The organism is Streptomyces sp. NPDC091292, assembly GCF_044757265.1.
In the GTDB taxonomy this organism is placed as follows: Bacteria; Actinomycetota; Actinomycetes; order Streptomycetales; family Streptomycetaceae; genus Streptomyces.
In genome coordinates, this window is record NZ_JBIVUQ010000004.1 from 451,999 (window position 1) to 475,309 (window position 23,311).

General features: G+C 70.1%; 19 protein-coding genes. 9 read left to right on the forward strand and 10 right to left on the reverse strand.

The genetic code is table 11. The annotated features are described in order from the left end of the window. Positions 1-603 precede the first annotated feature (603 nt). The 6 genes from ACIQNU_RS16295 (at position 604) to ACIQNU_RS16320 (ending at position 8,375) form a co-directional block, all read left to right on the forward strand. On the forward strand, positions 604-1,866 hold the full coding sequence (locus ACIQNU_RS16295; RefSeq protein ID WP_401366353.1) for a tyrosine-type recombinase/integrase: 1,263 nt from the start codon (positions 604-606) through the stop codon (positions 1,864-1,866). A 982-nt stretch (positions 1,867-2,848) separates the two neighbouring features. After that, positions 2,849-3,373 carry a DUF2617 family protein gene (locus tag ACIQNU_RS16300; protein ID WP_401366355.1) on the forward strand — a complete coding sequence of 175 codons (525 nt, stop codon included), beginning with the start codon at positions 2,849-2,851 and terminating at the stop codon, positions 3,371-3,373. A gap of 232 nt (positions 3,374-3,605) precedes the next feature. Continuing rightward, complete coding sequence (locus ACIQNU_RS16305) at positions 3,606-5,234, forward strand: polyamine aminopropyltransferase (RefSeq protein WP_401366357.1); 1,629 nt, start codon at positions 3,606-3,608, stop codon at positions 5,232-5,234. A 105-nt stretch (positions 5,235-5,339) separates the two neighbouring features. Continuing rightward, a complete protein-coding gene (locus ACIQNU_RS16310) occupies positions 5,340-6,176 on the forward strand; it encodes an SRPBCC family protein (protein ID WP_401366358.1) in 837 nt (278 codons plus the stop codon). A gap of 35 nt (positions 6,177-6,211) precedes the next feature. Continuing rightward, on the forward strand, positions 6,212-7,006 hold the full coding sequence (locus ACIQNU_RS16315) for an aldose 1-epimerase (RefSeq protein WP_401366360.1): 795 nt from the start codon (positions 6,212-6,214) through the stop codon (positions 7,004-7,006). 130 nt (positions 7,007-7,136) lie between these two features. Further along, entirely contained in the window at positions 7,137-8,375 is a 1,239-nt protein-coding gene (locus tag ACIQNU_RS16320) for a hypothetical protein (RefSeq protein WP_401366362.1), read from the forward strand. 37 nt (positions 8,376-8,412) lie between these two features. On the opposite strand, the gene ACIQNU_RS16325 is transcribed toward ACIQNU_RS16320, so the two are convergent. The 3 genes from ACIQNU_RS16325 to ACIQNU_RS16335 form a co-directional block, all read right to left on the reverse strand. Continuing rightward, entirely contained in the window at positions 8,413-8,943 is a 531-nt protein-coding gene (locus ACIQNU_RS16325) for a YbjN domain-containing protein (protein ID WP_401366363.1), read from the reverse strand. Between the two features lie 125 nt (positions 8,944-9,068). Continuing rightward, entirely contained in the window at positions 9,069-11,720 is a 2,652-nt protein-coding gene (clpB, locus tag ACIQNU_RS16330; RefSeq protein WP_401366365.1) for an ATP-dependent chaperone ClpB, read from the reverse strand. 125 nt (positions 11,721-11,845) lie between these two features. Beyond that, positions 11,846-12,625 carry a TetR/AcrR family transcriptional regulator gene (locus ACIQNU_RS16335; RefSeq protein WP_401366367.1) on the reverse strand — a complete coding sequence of 260 codons (780 nt, stop codon included), beginning with the start codon at positions 12,623-12,625 and terminating at the stop codon, positions 11,846-11,848. 117 nt (positions 12,626-12,742) lie between these two features. Here ACIQNU_RS16335 and ACIQNU_RS16340 point away from each other — a divergent pair, with 117 nt between their 5' ends. Continuing rightward, positions 12,743-13,939 (forward strand): FAD-dependent monooxygenase, encoded by a 1,197-nt coding sequence (locus ACIQNU_RS16340; protein ID WP_401366369.1) that lies wholly within the window; start codon positions 12,743-12,745, stop codon positions 13,937-13,939. A gap of 411 nt (positions 13,940-14,350) precedes the next feature. Here the strand turns inward: ACIQNU_RS16340 and ACIQNU_RS16345 are convergent, their stop codons facing one another. Then, entirely contained in the window at positions 14,351-14,683 is a 333-nt protein-coding gene (locus ACIQNU_RS16345) for a hypothetical protein (protein ID WP_401366371.1), read from the reverse strand. After that, entirely contained in the window at positions 14,680-14,967 is a 288-nt protein-coding gene (locus ACIQNU_RS16350; protein WP_401366373.1) for a hypothetical protein, read from the reverse strand. Before ACIQNU_RS16350 ends, ACIQNU_RS16345 begins: the two co-directional genes overlap by 4 nt. Before the next feature lie 176 nt (positions 14,968-15,143). Here ACIQNU_RS16350 and ACIQNU_RS16355 point away from each other — a divergent pair, with 176 nt between their 5' ends. Then, entirely contained in the window at positions 15,144-16,127 is a 984-nt protein-coding gene (locus ACIQNU_RS16355; protein WP_401366374.1) for a helix-turn-helix transcriptional regulator, read from the forward strand. Positions 16,128-16,134: 7 nt separating this feature from the next. Further along, positions 16,135-17,106 (forward strand): LuxR C-terminal-related transcriptional regulator, encoded by a 972-nt coding sequence (locus tag ACIQNU_RS16360; RefSeq protein ID WP_401366376.1) that lies wholly within the window; start codon positions 16,135-16,137, stop codon positions 17,104-17,106. 299 nt (positions 17,107-17,405) lie between these two features. On the opposite strand, the gene ACIQNU_RS16365 is transcribed toward ACIQNU_RS16360, so the two are convergent. From ACIQNU_RS16365 to ACIQNU_RS16385, 5 genes are all read right to left on the reverse strand, one after another. Beyond that, positions 17,406-17,870 carry a heat shock protein transcriptional repressor HspR gene (locus tag ACIQNU_RS16365; RefSeq protein ID WP_401366378.1) on the reverse strand — a complete coding sequence of 155 codons (465 nt, stop codon included), beginning with the start codon at positions 17,868-17,870 and terminating at the stop codon, positions 17,406-17,408. A gap of 3 nt (positions 17,871-17,873) precedes the next feature. Beyond that, complete coding sequence (gene dnaJ / locus ACIQNU_RS16370) at positions 17,874-19,067, reverse strand: molecular chaperone DnaJ (RefSeq protein WP_401366380.1); 1,194 nt, start codon at positions 19,065-19,067, stop codon at positions 17,874-17,876. 33 nt (positions 19,068-19,100) lie between these two features. Next, complete coding sequence (gene grpE / locus ACIQNU_RS16375) at positions 19,101-19,799, reverse strand: nucleotide exchange factor GrpE (RefSeq protein WP_401366382.1); 699 nt, start codon at positions 19,797-19,799, stop codon at positions 19,101-19,103. Next, positions 19,796-21,658, reverse strand: a complete 1,863-nt coding sequence (dnaK, locus tag ACIQNU_RS16380; protein ID WP_401366384.1) for a molecular chaperone DnaK — start codon at positions 21,656-21,658, stop codon at positions 19,796-19,798. The genes grpE and dnaK overlap by 4 nt, the downstream gene beginning before the upstream one ends. A 121-nt stretch (positions 21,659-21,779) precedes the next feature. After that, complete coding sequence (locus ACIQNU_RS16385) at positions 21,780-22,826, reverse strand: ABC transporter permease (protein ID WP_401366386.1); 1,047 nt, start codon at positions 22,824-22,826, stop codon at positions 21,780-21,782. Positions 22,827-23,311: the final 485 nt, after the last annotated feature.

Genomic DNA, 23,311 nt, shown 5'->3' on the forward strand with positions numbered 1-23,311 from the left:
CCGCCCGACCCTCTCGAACCACCCGGAAACCCGTTCAGAACATGGGGAGGCAGTGTGGGGAGGCGGAGGGGAGGAGGGGAGAACTCCCCTTCAGCCTCCCCGCTTTGCCTCCCCACGCTGACCAGCGAAAACACCCGTTTGGGGAGGCGGGGAGGCAGGGGAGGCACCCCGCGAGCACTCCCGAAAACCCCTCTGGAAGACCCCTTCACACCCCTGCGTCTGCCTCCCCGTCGGACCCCTGCGGACACCGTGAATGCCAGGGAGGCACCCGCCCCGGACCAAGGGAGGCAGGGAGTACTCCCTCACCGCCTCCCTGAGCCGCCTCCCTCCACCTGACCAGCGCAGACGGCGTTTCAGGGAGGCAGGGAGGCACGCCCCCAGCACCCCCGAAAACCCCCTCCAGAGGCCACCCGACACCCGCTGTCTCCACCTCCCTGACCGACCGTCAACGCCCGCTTGCGCAAGCAACCCCGCTAGCGACCCAAACCCCCAGTGATCAGGCCCGTAGCGAGTAGCGGGCCCGGCACCCCACACCCCAAAACCGGCGCCACGGGACCCACTCGGCCCCGTCGCGACCTGCTACCGAGAAGGGAGTCAGCCCCCATGGCTGGCCACATCCAAGACCGCTGGTACAAGACCGAAACCACCGACAACGGCAAGACCGTCCGCGTCAAGTCCAACCGGTACGGCACCGGACTCCGCTACCGCGCCCGCTACGTCGGCCCCGACGGAACCGAGAAGTCCAAGAGCTTCCCGGACCGACAGAAGCGCCTCGCTGAGAAGTGGCTGAGCGCCATCGAGACGGACATGACGCGCGGCCAGTACACCGATCCCAAGTCCGTACGGATCACGTTCCGGCAGTACGCGGAGAAGTGGCTGGACAGCAAGACATCCAGCCCGATGACCCGGAAGGAACTCGGCCGGCGCCTGCGGCTGCACGTCTACCCGGTGCTCGGCTCACGGCCGGTCGGAACCTTCCGGCCGGAGCACATCAGGGAGCTCCTTGCCGCGCTCGACGCGAAGCCTGGCGTGGGCGCTTCCTACGCGCGGAACATCTTCGCCGATGTTCAGTCGGTCCTTTCTGCGGCTGTGGATGACGCGCTTCTGTCCCGCAACCCGTGCGGTGCACGTACCGTCAAGCGACCCAAGCCTGACCCGCATCCGGTGGTCCCGTGGACACCCGCGCAGGTGTTCGCCGTTCGAGCGGCGCTCTTGGAGCGGTACCAGGCGATGGTTGATGTCGGCGCCGGGTGCGGGCTGCGCCAAGGTGAGGTGTTCGGGCTGGCCGAGGACGCCATCGACGCCGACGGACGCACGCTCCATGTGGTCCGTCAGATCAAGCATGTGGAAGGGCACCCGGTGTTCGCGCTGCCCAAGGGCGGCAAGAAGCGCGACGTGCCGTTGCCCGACTCCGTGGCGGAAGCACTCAGGGCGCACATGGACGCCTACAAGCCCGTTGAGGTCACGCTGCCTTGGCGTGTGCCGGAGGGACCGAAGGTGTCGGCCCGGCTGATCTTCACTGCGGAGCAGGGCGGCATGGTGTGGCGGAGCAACTTCAACGGCAAGGAGTGGAAGCCCGCGCTCGCGGTCGCGGGCCTCATCTCGGAGGCGGACAACGACGGCAAGTACGAGTCGGCGCGTGAGCACGGGATGCACGCCCTCCGGCACTTCTACGCCTCCGCGTTGTTGGACGCGGGCGAGAACATCAAGGCCGTCAGTGAGTACATGGGGCATGCTGATCCGGGCCTGACGCTGCGGGTGTACGCCCACCTGATGCCCGAGAGCCGCGAGCGTGCCCGCCGTGCCATCGACACGGTGTTTCAGCGCATCTCCCAGGAAGGTCACGGCCCACAGGCGGCCCAGTGAGACTCGGACGGCCCCTGACCTGCTCTTCTGCGCAGGTCAGGGGCCTTTTTCTGGATTGGACCCTCAGAAGTTCCTCAACTCTGCTTTGGCCCGAAGAGCCCGGGGGCATCCCCCTTTCACGCAAGAAGCGAGGGCCCGAACGAGGGTCCGTCTCGGGGGAGTCAACGGGGGAAAGGAAGGAGGGTGAGGGCATGGTCGTCTTCGTCGTCCTCATCGTGATCGTCGTGGGTGGGATCATCCTTCTCGGTACGAGGGGATCGTCCAGCGCGGCGCGGAAGCGGGCCCGTATGCAGAAGCGGCGGTCCAAGAGCTACTGGGCCACGGGCTCGGGCTCGGCCGCCGGCGGGGCGGGCGGTGGCTCGTCCTGTTCCGGCGGGTCACCGTCCGGCGGGTCGTCCGGCGGTTCGCATCACGGTGGTGGCCACTCCTGCGGTGGAGGTCATTCCTGTGGCGGCGGATCCTCTTCCTGCGGAGGCGGGTCCTCGTGCGGTGGTGGCGGTGGCGGCTGCGGCGGAGGCAGCTGACACGGGGCAGCTGGTCCGCGGCCCGGCCGGGAGCGGCGGGGGAACGCTTCGGAGCCGGGCCGCCGTCACGCGCCACCACATCGGGCGGCGCCCGTCCCATCCGGCAAGGGATGCGGCGGGCGCCGTCGGCGCAGTCACCCTCACTCGCCCCAGCGACCGGCGCCGCCGGTGCGTCCACTACCGCGCCGAGCGCCCCCGCTCCACCCCCCGATCGTGGCGCCCCTGGTGAACAGTTGAGCTGGGCAGCCCTCGGGGGGATGGAAACCCTACGAAGTTGGGTAAAAACGCTGTGGTGGCGCCGAAGTTCATGATTCCCTCTTAATCGTCAAGGCAGCCCTCGGATCCTTCTCGTGGGCACGAGCCGGCACCTCGATCACCCGGACATTTCCGGGCCGATCCCCGCGCCCCGACGGACGCGCCGGCCTCACCTCATCTTTGCGTGCTAGCGGAGCCGACCCATGCTCACGACCCTGAACACCTCCTATACCGACACCAGCGCGTCCGACCTCGCCTGGGCGCTGGGACGGGAGCCGCTGCCCGCCCTCGCCACCCTCGATCTCGAACTCTCCGACGCGAAACTCCAGTTGAGACTCCTCGGCGCCTCCCACCAGGTTCTTCTTGAGGAAGAGCACGGCACCTGCTCCGAGACGGTGGCCTGTATCCCGGGCAGCAGCACCCCCCTCCCGCTCGGCGTGGCCGAACGGATCGGCGACTGGGAGTACGAGTTCGCGGCCCGCGTCGAGACCCTGTCCCAGGGCCAGTTCGCGGGCCGCGCACAGGAACTCATCGCTCTGGTGTCCGACCATCCGAACGGCCTGGCCGGGGTCTTCCCGGGCAGCCCGCACGCCTTCACGGCGATGCTGGCCCAGCGCCACGAGGGCCATGTGCACTGGCGCACCTGGCACGCGTATCCGCAGGACGGCCAACTCGTGGCGACCCGGACGCGGGTCGGTGTGGGCGTACGGATGGCCGCGACCCTGTGAGCCGCACTCCGTGCGCCGGTGCCGCGCTCCCCCGCGACCCCGCGCCGGGGACGAGTACCCCCGTCCTACGCGGGGTTGACCCCGGCGCGCGGGTCGCCACGGCCGGGTGACCCCGTCCGATTCCCGTGCGAATGATCCCGTCCGTACGAGCCGTCTCGAACATGCATGGACGCGGCAGATCCACACGTGTGGGTGACGGGGTGCGATCGAACCGTGACGTACGGTTCGCAGCGTGATCGAACCGCGCACCCCTGTCCCGGTCCCCGCCCCCCGGCGCCGACAGGACCGGCAGGGCCCGACGAGTCTGCCCGTGACCGCGCGCACGGCCCGGTTCCTCGTCCTCGCGGGCGTGTTCATCTGCGCGGCCTGCGGACTCGTGTACGAACTCGAACTCGTCGCCCTCGCCTCGTACTTGATCGGCGACTCGGTCACCCAGGCGTCCGTCGTCCTGTCCGTGATGGTGTTCGCGATGGGCGTCGGCTCGCTCGCGGCGAAACGGTTGCGCGGCCGGGCCGCCGTCGGTTTCGGCCTGGTCGAGGCGGCCCTCGCACTGGTCGGCGGATGCAGCGCGATGGCCCTGTACGCGGCCTTCGCGTGGAACGGTGCCTGGGACGGCGCGTGGGAGGGCGCCTGGCTGCGCGACACCCGCTATCTCCTGGTCGGCTTCTCGCTCGCCATCGGCATCCTCATCGGCGCCGAAGTGCCCCTGTTGATGGTGCTGATCCAGCGCATCCGCCGACAGGACGCGGGCGGCGCGGTCGCCGACCTGTTCGCCGCCGACTACGTGGGCGCCCTCGTCGGCGGTCTCGCCTTCCCCTTCCTGCTCCTCCCCCTCTTCGGCCAGTTGACGGGCGCCCTGCTCACCGGCGCCGTCAACGCGGTGGCGGGCGGCGCCCTCGTCCTCGGCCTGTTCCACCGCGATCTGACCCGCCGTGGCCGCTGCACCCTGCTCATCGCGAACGCCCTCGTCCTCGGCCTCCTCGCCACCGCCGCCGTCCTCGTGGACGACTTCGAGCGGGCCGCGCGCCGGGCCGTCTACGGCAAGGACGTCCGGGTCGCCCTCCAGACCGACGTCCAGGAGATCGTGCTCACCGGCTCCGTCCGCGGCCCCGTCGACCTCTATCTCGACGGGCGCCTGCGGGTCAGCGGACGTGACGAGCACCGCTACCACGCGTCCCTGGTGCACCCGGCGATGAACGGCCCCCACGCGCGCGTGCTCGTCCTCGGCGGCGGTGACGGACTCGCCGCCCGCGAAGTCCTCACCCACCCCGGCGTCCGGCGCGTGGACATCGTCGAACTCGACGCCGGAGTGGTGCGCCTGGCCCGTACCGACCCGGCCCTGAGCGCCCTCAACCGGCACGTCTACCGCGACCCGCGCGTCCACGTCGCCACCGCCGACGCCTTCCAGTGGCTGCGCGTCGACCGGCGCGCGTACGACGTGGTGATCTCCGATCTGCCCGACCCCGGCATCACCGCGAGCACCAAGCTGTACTCGCAGGAGTTCTACGGGCTCGTGTCCCGCGTCCTCGCGCCCGGCGGGCGGCTCGCCGTGCACGCCGGGCCCGTGACCTCCCGGCCGCGGGTGTTCTGGACGGTCGACGCGACGGTCCGCGCGGCCGGTCTGCGCACCACCCCGTACCGCGTCGGCGGCCGGCTCACCGGGTTCTCCGCCGGGCCCGACCGCACCGCGGGCGGTGCCGGGCCGCCCGACGCGTCGCCCGAGGACTGGGGGGTCGTCCTCGCCGGGCGCACCCGCCCCGAGCCGGGCCCCCGGGCCGCGAAGGGCGTACGGGACGCCGCCCGCACCCGGCCGGCCGGGCTCACCCCGTCGACGCTCGTGCATCCCCGGTACGCGGACTGAGCCGAGGAGTACGCGGGCCGAGCCCATCAAGGGGGAGTGAGGGCGAGTGAGCCGGGCGGTCGGACCGGTGCCCTGTGCGGCCCGTTCTGGGTAGGCTCGGCTTCCATGGAGCATGAGGTGTTCGTTCCGGTTCCGGCCGAGCCTCTGCGGGAGGCGCTCAACGATCCCGCCGCCGTCGCGCGGGCGGTCCCCGGGCTTCAGCAGGACGCCGGTGAGATCCCCGGCGTGGGGCGGCTCAAGATCCGGGTCGGGGGCACGACGATCACCTACCGCGGTGCCCTGCGGATCGCGCCGAGCGGACCCGACCGGTTCTCCGTGGAGGGCGAGGGCGTCGAGGTACGCGGCCCCGGGGGCATCAAGGTCGCGCTGAGCGTGCGGCTCGCGCCGGGCGACGACGGCGAGGGGACCACGGGTACCGTCCTCACCTTCTCCGGCGGGGCGTCCGCCGACGGGCGCGCGGGCGAACTCGCGCCGGAAGCCGTGCGGTCGGCGGTGGAGAGGCTGCTGACGCGGTTCGCCGAGGCCCTGGCGGAGGACACCGGAGGCGGGTCCGGGAGCGGAGGCGTGCCCACGATGGATCCGGCTCCCGTCGAGCAGTTGCCCACCCCGGTGGCGGAAGTCGACGTTCCGCCGTCGTCCCTCGACCCGTTCGCCGTCTTCGACGACGAGAACGACGAAATCGACGCGGACGACGAGGTCGACGAGGACGCGGCGATCATGGGCGACGGCGCTCCGCCGGCCGAGGCGGCGCACGCCCGGCGGACCATGATCGGGCGGAGCGCCGAAGAGGTCGACCACGCGCCCCCGCGCGGCCGGTACGCCCCCGTCCCCGCCCCGGAAGCCACCCTTCCGAACGCCACCCTCCGCTGGGCCGCGCCCGCCGCCGCCCTCGCCATCGCCTCCGCGATCGTCGTGGGCCGGGCGCTACGGCGCCGCCGCTGAACCCCGCGCCCGTCCGGCACCGTAGGGTCAGCGGCGTGAGTACCGACGACATCACGCTGACCGCGGGCGACGCGGAAGTCACCGTGCGGCCGGGAAACGGCTGCCGGATCGGAAGTCTGCGCATCGGCGGCACCGAACTGCTGCGCCAGGGCGACCGGTACGGCTGCTTCCCGATGGTTCCCTGGTGCGGCCGGGTCCGGGACGGCCGGTTCCGCGACGGCGGCGAGGTGTACCAGATGCCCCTCAACGCCCCGCCGCACGCCATCCACGGCTTCGTACGCGACACCGAATGGCGCACCGCGCGCCACAGCACGGCGTCCGACCGCGCCGTCTTCACCTGCGAACTCACCGACCCCTGGCCGTACCCCGCCACCGTCACCCAGATCGTCGAACTCGCCGACGACAAACTGACGCTGACCCTGGGCGTCGAGACGTACGACTCGTCGTTCCCTGCACAGGCCGGCTGGCACCCCTGGTTCCACCGGAACATCGGCGGCGGTGACGTGACGATCGACTTCTCGCCCGCCTGGCAGGAGGAGCGCGGCGCCGACCATCTGCCGACCGGGCGGCGCGTCGAGCCCAAGCCGGGGCCGTGGGACGACTGCTTCGGCATGCCGGACGGCGTCGACGTGACCCTGACCTGGCCGGAACGGCTCGAACTGACGGTCTCCTCGCGCGAACCGTGGGTCGTCGTCTACGACGAACAGGACGCCGCCGTCTGCGTGGAGCCGCAGTCCGGGCCGCCCGACGGCCTGAACACGACCCCCCGGCTCGTCACCCCGATCGAGCCGCTGGAGGTCACCACGGTGTGGAGCTGGCGCACACTCTGAGGCACCGCCCGGAACACCCCCCGAACACCGCCCTGAACACCGTCCCGAACACCGCCCCGACGGGTGGATCGGCCGCCCGCACGGCCGCGCCTAGCTCACTCGGGGCGGGTTCGGACCGCACAGTTCGGGTGTGACCCACCCAAGTACCATCGCACCGCCGCATGTCAGGAAAGTCCGCAAGGAACGGGGCGGCGAACCGTCGCTGTCCCGTCGGCTCAAGGGACTGGGAGGAGCGCCGGCCGGGCGGCTGCGGGTGACCGCGATCGCCCTCGGGCTCTTTCTCGCCACCCGGATCGCCACGCTGATCGTCGTCATCGTCACGGCGTCCGCCGTGGGACGCAGCCCGTTCAAGCTCCTGGGCCGCTCCTGGGACTCCGTCTGGTATCTGGGCATCGCCGTCCACGGGTACGGCTGGCGCACCACGCACTACCGGCCGGGCATCATCTTCAGCGACTACGCCTTCTTCCCGCTGTACCCGGGCCTGGTGCACGCCGTGTCCAGTGTCCTGCCGCTGTCCGGGGGCGCCGCGGGCCTGCTGATCTCGTGGACCGCCGCCGCAGCCGCCGCGGTCGGCATCTTCGCCGTCGGCACCCGGCTGTACGGGCGCGGGGTCGGCCTGACCCTGGTGGTGCTGTGGGGCCTGCTCCCGCACTCGGTGGTCCTGTCGATGGCGTACACGGAGCCGGTCCTGACGGCGTTCGCCGCGTGGTCGCTGTACGCGGTGCTGAGCGGCCGGTGGATCTGGGCGGGCACGCTGGCCACCCTGGCGGGCATCTCCCGGCCCAACGGCATGGCGGTGTTCGCGGCGGTGGTGGCCGGGGCCGCGTACGAGGTGTGGCGGGTGCGGCGGCAGGGCGGGCACGTACCGCCACGGCTGTGGGCGGGCGCACTGCTCGCGCCGGTCGGCTGGTGCGGATACGTGGCCTGGGTGGGCTACCGCCGGCACGACCTGCTCCACGGCTACTTCAAGGTGCAGAGCGACTGGGGCTCACGCTTCGACTTCGGTGCCGTGTCGTTCGTCGGGCGGATGCTGACGCACGGCGAGCGGCGGTTCGTGTTCCCGATGGCGCTGCTGATCGTGCTGGTGTCGGTGCTGCTGTTCGGGCTGCTGATCGCGGACCGGGCGCCGCTGCCCCTGATCGTCTACTCGGGGGTGCTGCTGCTCGTGGTGGTCGGCGGTTCCGGGTTCTTCGAGTCGAAACCGCGCTTCCTGCTGCCCGCGTTCCCGCTGCTGCTGCCGGTCGCGCAGGCCCTCGCCAGGACGGCCAGAGCCCGGCCGTGGCACGCCGTCCTGGTGGTCGGCTTCCTGGCCGGGCTCTCACTGTCGTACGGGGCGTATCTGATCGCCTTCGCACGGGCACCGCTGTAGATACCGGTGCGAAACGCGGTGCGACAAGCGCCCCGGGCTATTCGTCGCTGTCGTCGGGCTTCTCGGCCGAGTCGATCTCCTTCTCCAGGCCGAGCTGTTCCACGAGCCAGCGGTCGAACTCGATCGCGGCCCGGACCCAGCTCACCGTCGACGACACGAAGTGCTCCAGGCTGACGCCGGTGCCGATCAGCATCTGCGCCTCGCCGATCAGGCGGACGGTGCCGTCGTCGTGCGTGTGGCTGTAGACCTTCGGCCACAGGGTGCGACGGTTCCAGTCGTCGATCGACTCCAGGAGCTGCGGCTTGTCGTCGAGGGCGTGCGACCGGTCGTAGAACGTCCGCACCGAGAAGACCTGCTGGTCGTCCTCGCCGCGGAACATGAAGTACGTACGGAACTCCTCCCACGGCGCGGCGAGGTCACCCTCGTCGTCGACGACGTACTTCAGCTCCATCTGGTCGAGAAGCTGCTTCACGAGGTCCTGATCCGGGATGACGGGGCCCGCCGGTCCACCGGGCTGCGGCTCTGGCTGGCCCCCGAAGTTCGGAATCGAGGACGGGTCGATGCTCACCGTGTTTTTCCCTTCGTACGGATTCAGTCATCCTCCCTCATGCCGGGCGGGTACTGGCAACCCCCGCCCGGCATGGTTTGCGCGTCCGTGGCGCGATTTGGGGGATGGGTCCATCCGGGGTTCGCTCAGAGCGTTTTTTCCAGCGGATCGGGACCCGTCTCCGGGTCTGTCTCCGGGCCGGTCGCGGGGCCGACGATCAGGCCGTTGCCGAAGGCGTCTACGCGGACCGTGTCACCGTCAGTGATCTCGCCGGACAGGATCTCCTTGGCGAGCCGGTCGCCGATCGCGGTCTGCACGAGGCGGCGCAGCGGGCGCGCCCCGTACGCCGGGTCGTTGCCCTCCTCGGCGAGCCAGGCGAGGGCCGCGTCGGAGACCTCCAGGGTGAGCCGCCGCTCGGCGAGGCGCTTCGCGAGCCGGTCGATCTGGAGCCGCGCGATCCGGCCCAGCTCTTCCTGGCTGAGGGCGGAGAAGACCACGAGGTCGTCGAGGCGGTTCAGGAACTCCGGCTTGAAAGAGGTCCGTACCACTTCGAGTACCTGCTGCTTCTTCTCCTCCTCGCTGGTCAGCGGCTCCACGAGGTACTGGCTGCCGAGGTTCGACGTCAGCACCAGGATGGTGTTGCGGAAGTCGACCGTACGGCCCTGGCCGTCCGTGAGGCGGCCGTCGTCCAGGACCTGGAGCAGGATGTCGAAGACCTCCGGGTGCGCCTTCTCGACCTCGTCCAGCAGGACCACGCTGTACGGGCGCCGCCGTACCGCCTCGGTGAGCTGGCCGCCCTCCTCGTACCCGATGTAGCCGGGGGGCGCGCCGACCAGCCGGGCGACGCTGTGCTTCTCGCCGTACTCCGACATGTCGATACGGACCATGGCCCGCTCGTCGTCGAAGAGGAAGTCGGCGAGCGCCTTGGCCAGCTCGGTCTTGCCGACGCCGGTGGGGCCGAGGAACAGGAACGAGCCGGTGGGCCGGTCCGGGTCGGCGATTCCGGCGCGGGTGCGGCGGACGGCGTCCGAGACGGCCTGCACGGCCTCGCTCTGGCCGATCAGGCGGCGGCCCAGCTCGTCCTCCATGCGGAGCAGTTTCTGCGTCTCGCCCTCCAGGAGGCGGCCTGCGGGGATGCCGGTCCAGGCGCCCACGACGTCCGCGATGTCGTCGGGGCCGACCTCCTCCTTGACCATGCTGTCCTTGGCGGGCCCGGTCTTGGCGACCTCCTCCTCGGCCTCGGTCGCGGCCTCCAGGTCGCGCTCCAGGGTCGGGATCTCGCCGTACAGCAGCTTGGATGCGGTGTCGAAGTCGCCGTCGCGCTGGGCGCGCTCCGCCTGGCCGCGCAGATCGTCCAGGCGCTCCTTCAGCTCACCGACCCGGTTGAGGGACTCCTTCTCCTTCTCCCAGCGGGCGGTCAGGCCGCGCAGCTCCTCCTCCTTGTCGGCGAGGTCGCGGCGCAGCTTCTCCAGGCGCTGGCGGCTGCCGGGGTCGGTCTCCTTGTCGAGGGCCAGCTCTTCCATGCGGAGGCGGTCGACGGCGCGCTGGAGTTCGTCGATCTCGACGGGTGAGGAGTCGATCTCCATACGGAGCCGGGACGCGGCCTCGTCCACCAGGTCGATGGCCTTGTCGGGGAGGAAGCGTGAGGTGATGTAACGGTCGGACAGGGACGCGGCGGCCACCAGCGCGCTGTCCGCGATCTGGACCTTGTGGTGGGCCTCGTAGCGCCCCTTGAGGCCGCGGAGGATGGCGATGGTGTCCTCGACGGTGGGCTCGGCGACCAGGACCTGCTGGAAGCGGCGCTCCAGGGCGGGGTCCTTCTCGATGCGCTCGCGGTACTCGTCCAGCGTGGTGGCGCCGACCATGCGCAGCTCTCCGCGCGCGAGCATCGGCTTCAGCATGTTGCCTGCGTCCATCGCGGTGTCGCCGCCGGCGCCCGCGCCGACGACGGTGTGCAGCTCGTCGATGAAGGTGATGATCTGGCCGTCGCTGTCCTTGATCTCGGCCAGGACGGTCTTCAGGCGCTCCTCGAACTCACCCCGGTACTTCGCGCCGGCGACCATCGCGCCGAGGTCCAGGGCGACCAGCCGCTTGTTCTTCAGGGACTCCGGTACGTCGCCTTTGACGATGCGCTGGGCGAGCCCTTCGACGACGGCGGTCTTGCCGACGCCGGGTTCGCCGATGAGGACGGGGTTGTTCTTGGTACGCCGGGACAGCACCTGGACGACCCGGCGGATCTCCTGGTCCCGGCCGATCACGGGGTCGAGCTTGCCGTCGCGTGCGGCGGCGGTGAAGTCGGTGCCGAACTTCTCCAGGGCCTTGTACTGGCCCTCCGGGTCGGGGGTGGTCACCCGGCGTCCTCCCCTGCTCTTCTCGAACGCGTCCAGCAGCTTCTTCGCGGTGGCGCCCTGCTGCGCCAGCACCTCGCCGGTCTGCCCGCCCTTGGCGGCGAGACCGATCAGCAGATGCTCCGTGGAGAGATAGTCGTCGCCCAGCTCCTTGGCGCGCTGGGCGGCGTCCGCGATGACTGCCAGCATCTCGCGGTTGGGCTGGGGCGGCGCGACCGTGGACCCCGTGACGCTGGGCAGCGCGGCGAGTACGCGCTCGGCGCCCGCCCGAACGGCCGCCTGGTCGGCCTCCACGGCGGCGAGCAGGTCGATGATGTTCTCGTTGTCCTCGCCCCCCAGCAGGGCCAGGAGCAGGTGCGCGGGGGTCAGATCGGGGTGCCCGTCGGACACGGCGCGGCTGGTGGCCGCGTTGATGGCGTCCCGGCTCCTGTTGGTCAGCTCGGCGTCCACGTCCGCTGTCTCCTCCTCACGATGCCTCTTTGACCCCTCCAGCGTACACAAAGTTGAGCCGATCCGGCTCAAGGTGAGGGAACGCGATTCTTGGGGCGGGGAGAGGGGCGGGGAGAGGGGCCGGGTCAGCGTTCGCGCTGGTCGTGGGGGTGGCGGGCTCGCTGGTCGATGAGTACGGCCAGGCCGTCCAGGATGCGTTGCAGACCGAACTCCCACGCCTGGTCCTGGCCGCCGGGTCCGGCCGCCGACGCGAGGGCGGCGGTGAGCGCGGGAAACCGCTCGCCGTGCGTCCGCATCAGCTCGCCGAGCACGGCGCCCAACTGGGCCTCGGGTCTGCCCGCGGGACCCGCCGCACGGGCCTGCTGGCCGATCCCGCGCGCGTGACTCACCAGCAGGACGGCCGCGTCCATCCGCTCGGCGCCGGTCAGCCCCGTACCGTCCAGGGCCGAAATGACGTGCTCCATCCAGGACAGCTCTCCGGGCCCCGGGACACGCGGCCCGATCGTCGCGTCCAGCGTCCAGGGGTGCCGGAGAAAGGCGGCGATCAGCCGGCGGGCCCACTCCTCCAACCGCTCCCGCCACCCGTCGCCCCGCACGCCCCCCTCCGCCGCCGCCGGGTACGGGCCGATCGCGGCCTCGACCATCAGGGCGACCAGCTCGGCCTTGCCCGGCACATAGCGGTACAGCGCCATCTTGGTCACGCCCACCTGAGCGGCGACCCGCTGCATGGACACCTCCGCCAGCCCCTCCGAGTCGGCGATCTCGATCGCGGCCCGCGCGATGCGGTCCAGATCGAGTTTGGGCCGGGGGCCGCGTGTGGGCTTGGGGTGCGGACCCCAGAGCAGCCGCACCAGTTCGGCGTTCTCCGGCTCGGCGCGCCCCGCCCCGGCGTGCTCGTCACCCATGTCCGATGTCCGCCACCTCTCCTGACTCTCCCACCGGGCCTTGCCGAACTATCTGTGTCTACGGTACACAGTAATGAATGGTGTCCGAAGGACACAGTTTCTGGACGGAGGAACTTGATGAACAAGAGCGTCCTCATCTCCGGCGCGAGCGTTGCCGGCCCGGCGCTGGCGTACTGGCTGGGACGCCACGGCTTCAGCCCCACGGTCATCGAACTGGCCCCGGCCCTGCGCCAGGGCGGTCACGCCGTCGACTTCCGCGGCGAAACCCACCTGACGGTGCTGGAGCGGATGGGCCTGCTCCCCGAACTCCGACTCCTCCAGACCGGCGGCAGCCCGATCCGCTTCGTGGACGAACACGGCCGGACGCGGCTGCACCTGCCGGCCGAGTTCGCGGGCGGCGAGATGGAGGTGCTGCGAGGAGACCTGGCCCGAGTCCTGTACGAGCGCAGCCTCCCGCACACCGAGTACGTCTTCGGCGACTCGATCACCGCCCTCACCGAGACCGCCTCGGGCGTACGGGTCGACTTCCAGCGCGGCGCCACGCGCGACTTCGACCTGGTCATAGGCGCGGACGGGCTGCACTCGAACGTCCGCCGTCTCGCCTTCGGCCCGGAGCAGGACTACGTGAGCCACCTCGGCTATTACGCGGCCACGTGGCAACTGCCGAATGAGCTGAGCCTGGAGAAGGGCTCCGGCTCGATCGGCTACAACGCCCCGGGCCGACTCGCCTCCGTGGGAGCAGATCACAGGGACCCGACGCGGGCGGGCGCGTTCTTCATCTTCGCCGCGCCGGAACTGTCGTACGACCGCCACGACCCGGAACAGCAGAAGCGGCTGATCGACACCGCGTTCGCCGGCCTCGGCTGGGAGGTGCCGCGCCTGCTCGGCACGCTGCGCGAGGCCACGGACCTGTACTTCGACTCGATCAGCCGGGCGGATGTGAATTCCTGGTCCACCGGCCGGGTGTGCCTGGTCGGGGACGCGGCCTGCGGCGCCACGATCGGCGGCATGGGTACGGGAACGGCGATGGTCGCCGCGTACGTACTGGCCGGCGAACTCGCAAGGGCGCAGGACGACCACCGAACAGCTTTCAAGCGGTACGAGGACAGGCTCCGGAAGTACGCGAAGGGTTGCCAGGCGGGAGGAAACCGCACAGGAAAGTTCCTGGCCCCCACGACAACAGCGGGCATCCACCTCCGCAACAAGACACTGTCCCGCCCACTACTCCTGAGGGGGATGCTGAGGCTGGGGGAGAAGGTCAGCACGGTCCCGCTACCGAACTACGTATCACCCACACAACAGCCCCACCCGTAACCCGGCAGCCCGCCCGGGGCCCGGCAGCCCGCCCGTAACCCAGCAGCCCGGCCCGGGGCCCGGCAGCCCGCCCGCAACCCAACAACCCGCCCGCAACCAGGCAGCCCCACCCGTAACCCGGCAACCCGCCCGTAACCCGGCAGCCCCACCCCCAGCCCAACAACCCCGCCCGCAACCCGGCACCCATCCGACAGCCGCCCATATCCCGGCACCCATCCAACAGGGCCGCCCGTAAAGGGCGGGCGGGTGGGAAGTGCCCTTAGGGAACTTGGGCACCCGACATACCGCTCACCCAGACACGGCTCAACCGCCGGATGGCAAACGGCAGCGGCGCCACCGTGTTTCAGGTCCACGGTGGCGCCGCTGCTGGGGGGAAGCACCTGCGCGATTTATTACGACGGGGGAATCGCGTCAGGCACTGCGGGGGGTGGCGGAGATGGTTTCGGGGGCGTCCAACTCGACCATTTGTTCATGGTCGCGCTGGTCAAGATTGACAAAGATCATTCCGTACCGGACGGCACAGCGGACAGGCCGCGGCGCCCCCCGGGGCTTGCGCAGACACCGGTACGCCCGCACGTCCTCGTCCTCATCCCGTACGACGACGACTGGTTCACCGAACAGGGTGACCATGAGCGAGTCGCCTTCGTGCGGGATCGCCGTGACGAGATCGACGAAGTGCCATCCGGAGCGGTAGGCGGTCGCCATCTCGCGCCGGAACGAGCGGTCGTCGGGTGGCGTGGTCATGCGTCCGCGGTGGGCGCACCCGCCGGCCCGCTGGTCCAGGAGATGTCGTCCTGGGGCCCGCTGGTCCACGAGATGTCGCCCGTCGGTCCACTGGTCCAGGAGATGTCACCCGTCACCTTCGCCGGGGCGCTGGTCCACGAGATGTCACCCGGGGTCTTGCCCTGCGTGCTGGTCCACGAGATGTCGCCCGCCGGTCCACTGGTCCAGGAGATGTCACCCGCCACCTTCGCCGGAGCGCTGGTCCACGAGATGTCACCCGGAACCGCCGCGGTGAACGCAGCCACGGCAAAACCGATAGCAAGCACCGAGCGAAGCATTTTCTTGTACATGGTCGGCTTCGTCCTCACTTGATGGGTCCCTCTCCCCCGCACCACCTAGACGATGTCTCATTCCGGCACGTCGAAGCCACAGGGGCGATGCATCATGTTCTTGCACGTACAGGACCCTGGGGGGTGGAGATATGGTTACAAACGACGCAAAAACGGCACATCCTCACTCCATCACCGAACTATGCGGTGAAGGTGCACGTTTGTACGCCACAGCGCTCAGTGCGGGCAGGATCGCCCGCGCGGACGCCGAGGCGGCACCGTGTCTGCTCGAATTCGCCCTTCTGCACCCGGATCCGGACGACGCGAACTGGCTGCGCCCTGTGCCGCCGACGTCCGCGCTCGCCCAGCGACTGCACCCGATCGAACGGGAGATCCAGGACCGGCGCCGTCTTTCGGTGGACTTGACCGAAACGTTCGAGCCGTTCATGGCCATCACGGCGCAGACCCCCGCGACCACCCACGCGATCACCATCCTCGAAGGGTTCCAGAGCATCAACGCCGTCCTGGACACGGCGACCGCCGAGTGCACCGACGAGATCCTCATGATTCAGCCAGGAGGCGTCAGAGACTACGATGCCCTTTCGCAGTCGCTCGCACGCGTGCAGGAGATCCTGAGCCGGGGCGTGCGGATGCGGACGCTGTACCAGCACACCGTCCGGTACGGTCCGGGGATCTTCGCCTACCTCGAACAGATAGACCCCGGACGGGTGGAGGTGCGCACCCTCGAAGAGCTGATCGACCGCATGATCATCTTCGATCGGACGGTCGCGGTCATCCCCGCCCGCCAGGACCGTCAGATCGCCCTGGAGCTGCGCCATCCCGGCCTGGTCGACTATCTCGCCTCGGTGTTCGACCAGTTCTGGCGCCGGGCGACCCCGCTCACCGAGGCAACGCCCTCCGAATCGGCGCCGGACGGCATCACCCGGGTCCAGCGCACCATCGCCAAACTCCTGGTCGAGGGCCATGTCGACGAGGCCATCGCCCGGCGTCTCGGGATGAACGTCCGTACGTGCCGTGCCCATATCGCCAAGCTGGCAGCCGCGCTGGGCAGCGGCAGCCGCGCTCAACTCGGCTATCTGATCGCCCAGTCGGGAATTCTGGAACAGGAGCGGTGACCTCCACGTGACTGCTGAGCCCCACACTCATGGAGTCGAGGAGTTGTGCGAAGCGGGAAACCGCCTCTACGCACGCGCGTTGCGGGAGGGCCGGGTACCGGAGGAGGACTCCGTACTGGCGCCCTGTCTGGTCGACAACGGCCTGCTGCACGCCGACCTCAAGGACCCGCGGTGGCTGCGGCCGACCCCTCCGGCCGTCGCCCTGCACCACATGCTGCGCACCATCGAGGACGACATCGCCCGGCAGCGGCGCCGTGAGGAACGGCTCGCGGAGGCGTTCCAGCCGCTCCTCGCGCTCAGCAGCCGGTACGGCTTATTGCCGGAGACCCCCGTCATCACCGTGCTGCGCGGCCTCGAACGGATCGACAGCGCCATCGAACAGGCCGCGTTCGAGGTCACCGACGAGATGCTGACCGTGCAGCCCGGCGGGAAACGGCCGGCGCCCGTCCTGGCCACCGCCCTGCCCCGGGAGCAGAAGATGCTGTCGCGCGGCGGCCGGATGCGCACCCTGTACCAGCACACCTCGCGCCACTCGCCCACTGTCCTCGCGCACTACGAGGAGCTGAAGGGCGATGTCGAGGTCCGCACCCTCAACGAGGTCACCGAGCGGCTGCTCGTCTTCGACCGGCAGATCGCCTTCATCCCGGCCAGCGCCGACAACTCGGTGGCCCTGGAGGTCCGGCACCCGGCGCTCGTCAACTTCTTCGTGACGACGTTCGAGCGGCTCTGGCACATGGCGACACCGATGTGGCCGCGCGCCGCCCAGGAGACGTCCCCCGACGGCATCACGACCCGCCAGAGGGCCATCGCGGGGCTGCTCGTAGAAGGGCTCACGGACGAGAAGATCGCGGTCCGCCTCGGGATGAACGTCCGTACGGTACGGGTCCACATCGCCAAACTCGCGACCCTCCTCGGCAGCGGCAGCCGCGCCCAACTCGGTTATCTGATCGGGCAGTCGGGAATGCTGGAGCGGAACTGAGCCCGCCGCCGCCCGCGCCACCAGCGCCCTTACGGCCCGTTCATCCCCCTGTGCGCCCCTTGTCCCGCCTCCGGTCCGGACAGTGCAACAACATGACGGTGGTGCGGGGTGCGTCCGCGACGCAAGATGAACGCGGGGCGAGCCCGGGGGGGATGCTGTATCGCTCCGGAGTGCCCCCGGTCGGCCAATCCCCCTGGCCGGCCGGGGCCTCAGAGCCCACGCGCCGGTTCCTCCTCAACCGGCCGTGGGCACCGATCTGCAGGGCGCCGGCCGATCTGTGGGGCGCTGTTCGTGGGGCTCTATTCAGTGGGCCGCTTGGGCCGCCACACCACGAGCGCGCTGGTCTGCTGCACTTCCTGGTACGGCACGAGATCGCGGCGGTACGACGCGTGCACCGCCGCCTCCCGCTGGCGCATCGTCGCCGCGGCGCCGTCCACGGCCGACTGGAGTTCGGCGACCCGGGCCTGGAGCGCGGCCACCTGGTTCTCCAGTTCGATGATGCGCTTGATACCGGCGAGGTTGATGCCCTCGGCCTGCGACAACTGCTGCACCTGGCGGAGCAGTTCGATGTCGCGGGCCGAGTACCGCCGGCCCCGGCCCGCGGTGCGGTCCGGGGAGACGAGTCCGAGACGGTCGTACTGACGCAGGGTCTGCGGGTGGAGTCCGCTGAGCTGGGCGGCCACCGAGATCACGTACACCGGCGTCTCGTCGGTCAGTTCATACGCCCTGCCGACAAAAGAGTTCTGCCTTCGACGGCCGTCCATGCGTCATGCTCCCTTCGCGGCCTGGAACAGCTCCGCCCGCGGGTCCTCGCCCGCGGTCGCCTCGCGATACGCCTCCAGTGCGTCCCGCGCCGTGCCGGTGACGTCCCTGGGGACCGTCACCTCGACCGTGACCAGCAGATCGCCCCGGGTGCCGTCCTTGCGGACCGCGCCCTTGCCGCGGGCCCGCATGGTGCGGCCGTTGGGTGTGCCCGGCGGCAGCTTCAGCGTCACCGGGGGGCCGCCGAGCGTGGGCACCTTCACCTCGCCGCCGAGCGCCGCCTCCGTGAAGGAGACGGGCACCGTGACGGTGAGGTTGTCGCCCTTGCGGCCGAACACCGGGTGCGCCCCGACGTGCACCACCACGTACAGATCGCCGGCCGGGCCGCCGCGCTCGCCCGGTGCGCCCTTGCCGCGCAGCCGGATCCGCTGCCCGTCCGCGACGCCCGCGGGGATACGGACCTGCATGGTGCGGGACGACTTGGCGCGCCCCGAGCCCTTGCAGACCTCACAGGGGGTCTCGGCGATCAGACCGCGGCCCTTGCAGTCGACGCACGGGTCGGTGAGCGAGAAGCCGCCACCGCCGCCGCGCGACACCTGTCCCGTACCGACACACGTCGGGCACACGCGCGGGGTGCCGTTCTTGTCGCCGGTACCCGAACACGCCTTGCAGGGCTGCTGCGACGACATCCGCAGCGGCACCGTGGCCCCGTCGACGGCCTCCGTGAAGCTCAGCGACACCTCGGACTCGATGTCCTGGCCGCGCCGGGGCTGCGTACGCGTGCCCGCGCCCGCGCCGCCCCGGTTGAACAGGCCGCCGAAGACGTCGCCCAGGCCGCCGCCGAAGCCGCCGGCGCCTGCCGTGCCGCCCTGCGGCTGCCCGGCGCCGCCGAAGAGGTCGCCCAGGTCGAAGTTGAACGAGCCGCCGCCCGCACCGGGACCGCCGGGGCGGTACCCGCCGTTCCCGAAGAGGGTGCGGGCCTCGTCGTACTCCTTGCGCTTCTTGGGGTCGCCCAGGATGTCGTTCGCCTCGGAGATCTCCTTGAAGCGGTCCTCGGCCCTGGTGTTGCCCTTGTTGGCGTCCGGGTGGAACTCGCGGGCGAGCTTCCGGTACGCCTTCTTGATCTCGGCCTCGGTGGCGTCCTTGGGGACGCCGAGAACCTTGTAGTAGTCCTTCTCGATGAAGTCCTTGGTACTCATCCCCGACGTCCCTCCTCTCCGCTCCGTGAGACGTCAGCCCTCGTCCGGGCCACCGTTCTCCTTGTCCTTGGCCTCGGCGGGCTCCGTGCCCGCCCCGGCGTTCTCCGAGGTCTCGGACTTGACCGTCTGCGCGCCCGGCTGCGGCTCGGCGACGGCCACGCGCGCGGGACGGATGGTCCGCTCGCCGATCCGATACCCCGGTTGCAGAATCGCGACGCACGTCGTTTCGGTGACGTCCGGCGCATAGCTGTGCATCAGGGCCTCGTGGATCGTCGGGTCGAAGGGCTCGCCCTCCTTGCCGAACTGCTGAAGGCCCATCTTCGCGGCGACCGTCTCCACGGATTCGGCCACCGACTTGAAGCCGCCGACCAGCTCGCCGTGTTCCCGCGCGCGCCCGACGTCGTCGAGCACGGGCAGAAGCTCGGTGAGGAGGTTCGCGATGGCGATCTCCTTGACCGCGATCCGGTCCCGCTCCACGCGGCGCCGGTAGTTCTGGTACTCGGCCTGGAGCCGCTGGAGGTCCGCCGTGCGCTCACCGAGCGCCGTACGCACCTGGTCCAGCTGGGCCGTCAGGCCGGCCGTCTGTGCTGCTGCTGCGTCTCCCGTCCGGGGCGCCGGACCCTCCTGTGCGGAGGGCCCGGCGGACTCGGCGGCGTCGTCAGGGGTGGTGGCGCCGGAGGAGACGTCGGCGGGCTCATGCTGCTCGTCGAAGCCCGGGGTCTCCTCCGTCACGCGGCACCGTCCTTACGGTCACGGTCCTCGTCCACGATCTCGGCGTCGACCACGTCGTCGTCGGCCTTCGCCTGTCCGGCGCCCGCACCCGCGCCCGGGGCACCCTCGGCGCCACCCTGCGCGGCCTGGGCGTCGGCGTACATCGCCTGACCCAGCTTCTGCGAGACGGCGGCGACCTTCTCCGTCGCCGTACGGATCTCGGTCGTGTCCTCGCCCTTGAGCTTTTCCTTCAGCTCGGTGATCGCGGTCTCGACCTCGGTCTTGATCTCGCCGGGGACCTTGTCCTCGTTGTCCTTGAGGAACTTCTCCGTCTGGTAGACGAGCTGCTCGCCCTGGTTGCGGGTCTCGGCGGCCTCGCGGCGGGCGTGGTCCTCCTCCGCGTACTTCTCGGCCTCTTCGCGCATCCGGTTGACCTCGTCCTTCGGCAGCGAGGAGCCGCCGGTGACGGTCATCTTCTGCTCCTTGCCCGTGCCGAGGTCCTTCGCGGTCACGTGCATGATGCCGTTGGCGTCGATGTCGAAGGCGACCTCGATCTGCGGGACCCCGCGCGGGGCCGGCGGCAGACCGGTCAGCTCGAACATCCCGAGCTTCTTGTTGTACGCGGCGATCTCGCGCTCGCCTTGGTACACCTGGATCTGCACCGACGGCTGGTTGTCCTCGGCCGTGGTGAAGATCTCGGAGCGCTTCGTCGGAATCGTGGTGTTCCGCTCGATGAGCTTGGTCATGATGCCGCCCTTGGTCTCGATACCGAGGGACAGCGGGGTCACGTCGAGGAGCAGGACGTCCTTGACCTCACCCTTGAGGACACCGGCCTGGAGGGCGGCGCCGATGGCGACGACCTCGTCCGGGTTGACGCCCTTGTTGGCGTCCTTGCCGCCGGTCAGCTCGCGCACCAGCTCGGCGACGGCGGGCATACGCGTGGAGCCGCCGACCAGGACCACGTGGTCGATCTCGGAGAGGCCGATGCCCGCGTCCTTGATGACGTTGTGGAACGGCGTCTTGCAGCGCTCCAGGAGGTCCGCGGTGAGCTGCTGGAACTGGGCGCGCGTGAGCTTCTCGTCCAGGTGCAGCGGGCCCTCGGCGGACGCCGTGATGTAGGGCAGGTTGATCGTGGTCTCGGTGGACGAGGACAGCTCGATCTTGGCCTTCTCGGCGGCCTCGCGCAGGCGCTGGAGCGCCATCTTGTCCTTGCCGAGGTCCACGCCGTGGCCGTTGGCGAACTGCTTGACCAGGTAGTCGACGACGCGCTGGTCCCAGTCGTCACCACCGAGGTGGTTGTCGCCGTTGGTGGCCTTCACCTCGACGACGCCGTCGCCGATCTCCAGGAGCGAGACGTCGAAGGTGCCGCCACCGAGGTCGAAGACGAGGATCGTCTGGTCGTCCTTGTCGAGGCCGTACGCCAGGGCGGCGGCCGTCGGCTCGTTGACGATGCGCAGTACGTTCAGGCCCGCGATCTCGCCGGCCTCCTTGGTGGCCTGGCGCTCCGAGTCGTTGAAGTACGCCGGGACGGTGATGACCGCGTCCGCGACCTTCTCGCCCAGGTACGCCTCGGCGTCGCGCTTCAGCTTCTGGAGGATGAACGCGGAGATCTGCTGCGGGTTGAAGCCCTTGTCGTCGATGTCCACCTTCCAGTCGGTGCCCATGTGGCGCTTGACCGACCGGATGGTCCTGTCGACGTTGGTGACCGCCTGACGCTTCGCGACCTCGCCGACGAGCACCTCACCGTTCTTCGCGAAGGCGACGACGGACGGCGTGGTCCTGGCGCCTTCGGCGTTGGTGATGACGGTGGGCTCGCCGCCCTCCAGAACGCTCACGACGGAGTTAGTCGTGCCCAGGTCGATGCCGACCGCACGTGCCATTTCGATTCTCCCAGCTGACTTGAGTGCAACAGGCTCAAGGATGCACTACGTCTTCCCCCGGGTCAATAGAGCTGAGTCATGGGGACTCAACTTTTATCCCCCGCTTATGGCAATGCCCACGTCACATGGCCCCTGAGCTGGGCGCTTCCTCCGTCGTACCGCCGCCCGGGTGACGGTCCCGCCAGATCCAGAAGACCGCGCACGACACCAGCACCCAGACCGCCAGCACCAGGAACGGGAACGCGTGCTGGTGTCCCCGGAAGTACACCGCCGTGTGCTGCGCGTTGACCGAGGCGCCCGGCGGGAGCCAGCGGCCGACCGTGCCGAGCAGTGAAGGCAGCAACGGCCAGGAAACGGCTCCGCCCGACGAAGGGTTCCCGATGATCACCAGCAGCCCCCAGGTGGGGAGCATCGCCCAGCGGCCGAAGAGGGTGGTGAACATCGTGCAGACCATGGCGGACGTGAACATCGTCAGCGCCAGAATGGCCCAGGACTCGGCGAACGGCAGGGACAGCGCGCCGAGCCCCCAGTCCACGATCGCCGCGATGGAGAAGGCGCCGAGCAAGGAGTACGCGAGGGTGAAGCCGACGCGCTCCAGGGGTCGCAGTTCCTTCGCGTTGACATTGAGCTGAATCGCGCCGACGAAACCGATGATCACGGCCGCGAGCGAGATGTAGAAGATCGCCAACCCGCGCGGGTCGCCCTTCTGGAGCGGCTTGATGTCGGCGACGGTGACCGCCACGCCCGTCGCCGCGCCGACCGGCGGCGCCGACTCGGCGAGCAGTTGCGCAACGGTGGCACCGGACGCACCGGACACATCGAGCCGGACCGCGTGTCCACCGGGGGCAACGTCCAGAATCGCGAAGACCTCCTGCTCGTCGACGGCATCGCGCGCGGAGGCGATGTCCGGGTACGGATGAACCCTGAGCGAGGCGTCGAGCGCTTTCTCCATACCGTCGAGAAAGGCGACCCCTTGGGGCTGCCCGGTCCCGCCGACGAGGGCGGTGGGGATGGAACGGGGTGTGGGATTGGCCATGGAGTACGTGTACGACCCAGCAAACAGCCCGGCGGCTGCCGCCAGAATCACCGTGAGCAGGGTGCCGGCGCCATAGGGGGACCCTTTGAAGTACGCCCACCAATCGCGAACATATCCACCCATAACAGACATAAACCCAACCTAAACGGCCCACTGACGTGGGGCCAGACCAGGTTGTGCGGGGGGTCCCCCACGCCCCCTTCCAGGGAGGGCTGATGCGTCCCCCACAGTGCACGCCGCCTGTGGCTCGTCGCGCAGTTCCCCGCGCCCCTTAACAGCGCGCCGCCGGGGTCGGGCCCTTCGAAAGGGGCGCGGGGAACTGCGCAAACACCCACCCACAACCCGCACACGAAAACCAACGCGTCAGCCCCCGATCAGGGGCGCGGGGAACTGCGCAACCAACCACCGACAACCCCCACGTGGCAACCGACGATCAGACCCCCCAATGAGGGGCGCGGGGAACTGCGCAACCAGCCACAGACCCCCCGCACCGTAAGAACACCGGTCAGGCCCGCCGCAGGCGCCCCCGTTATCGTCTTGGCGGTCCTGCAAGAGGGCCGCTGGCCTCCGGGCCCGGTATGACTGTGTCCCCCTGTCCAACGGATGACCTGGGGGGT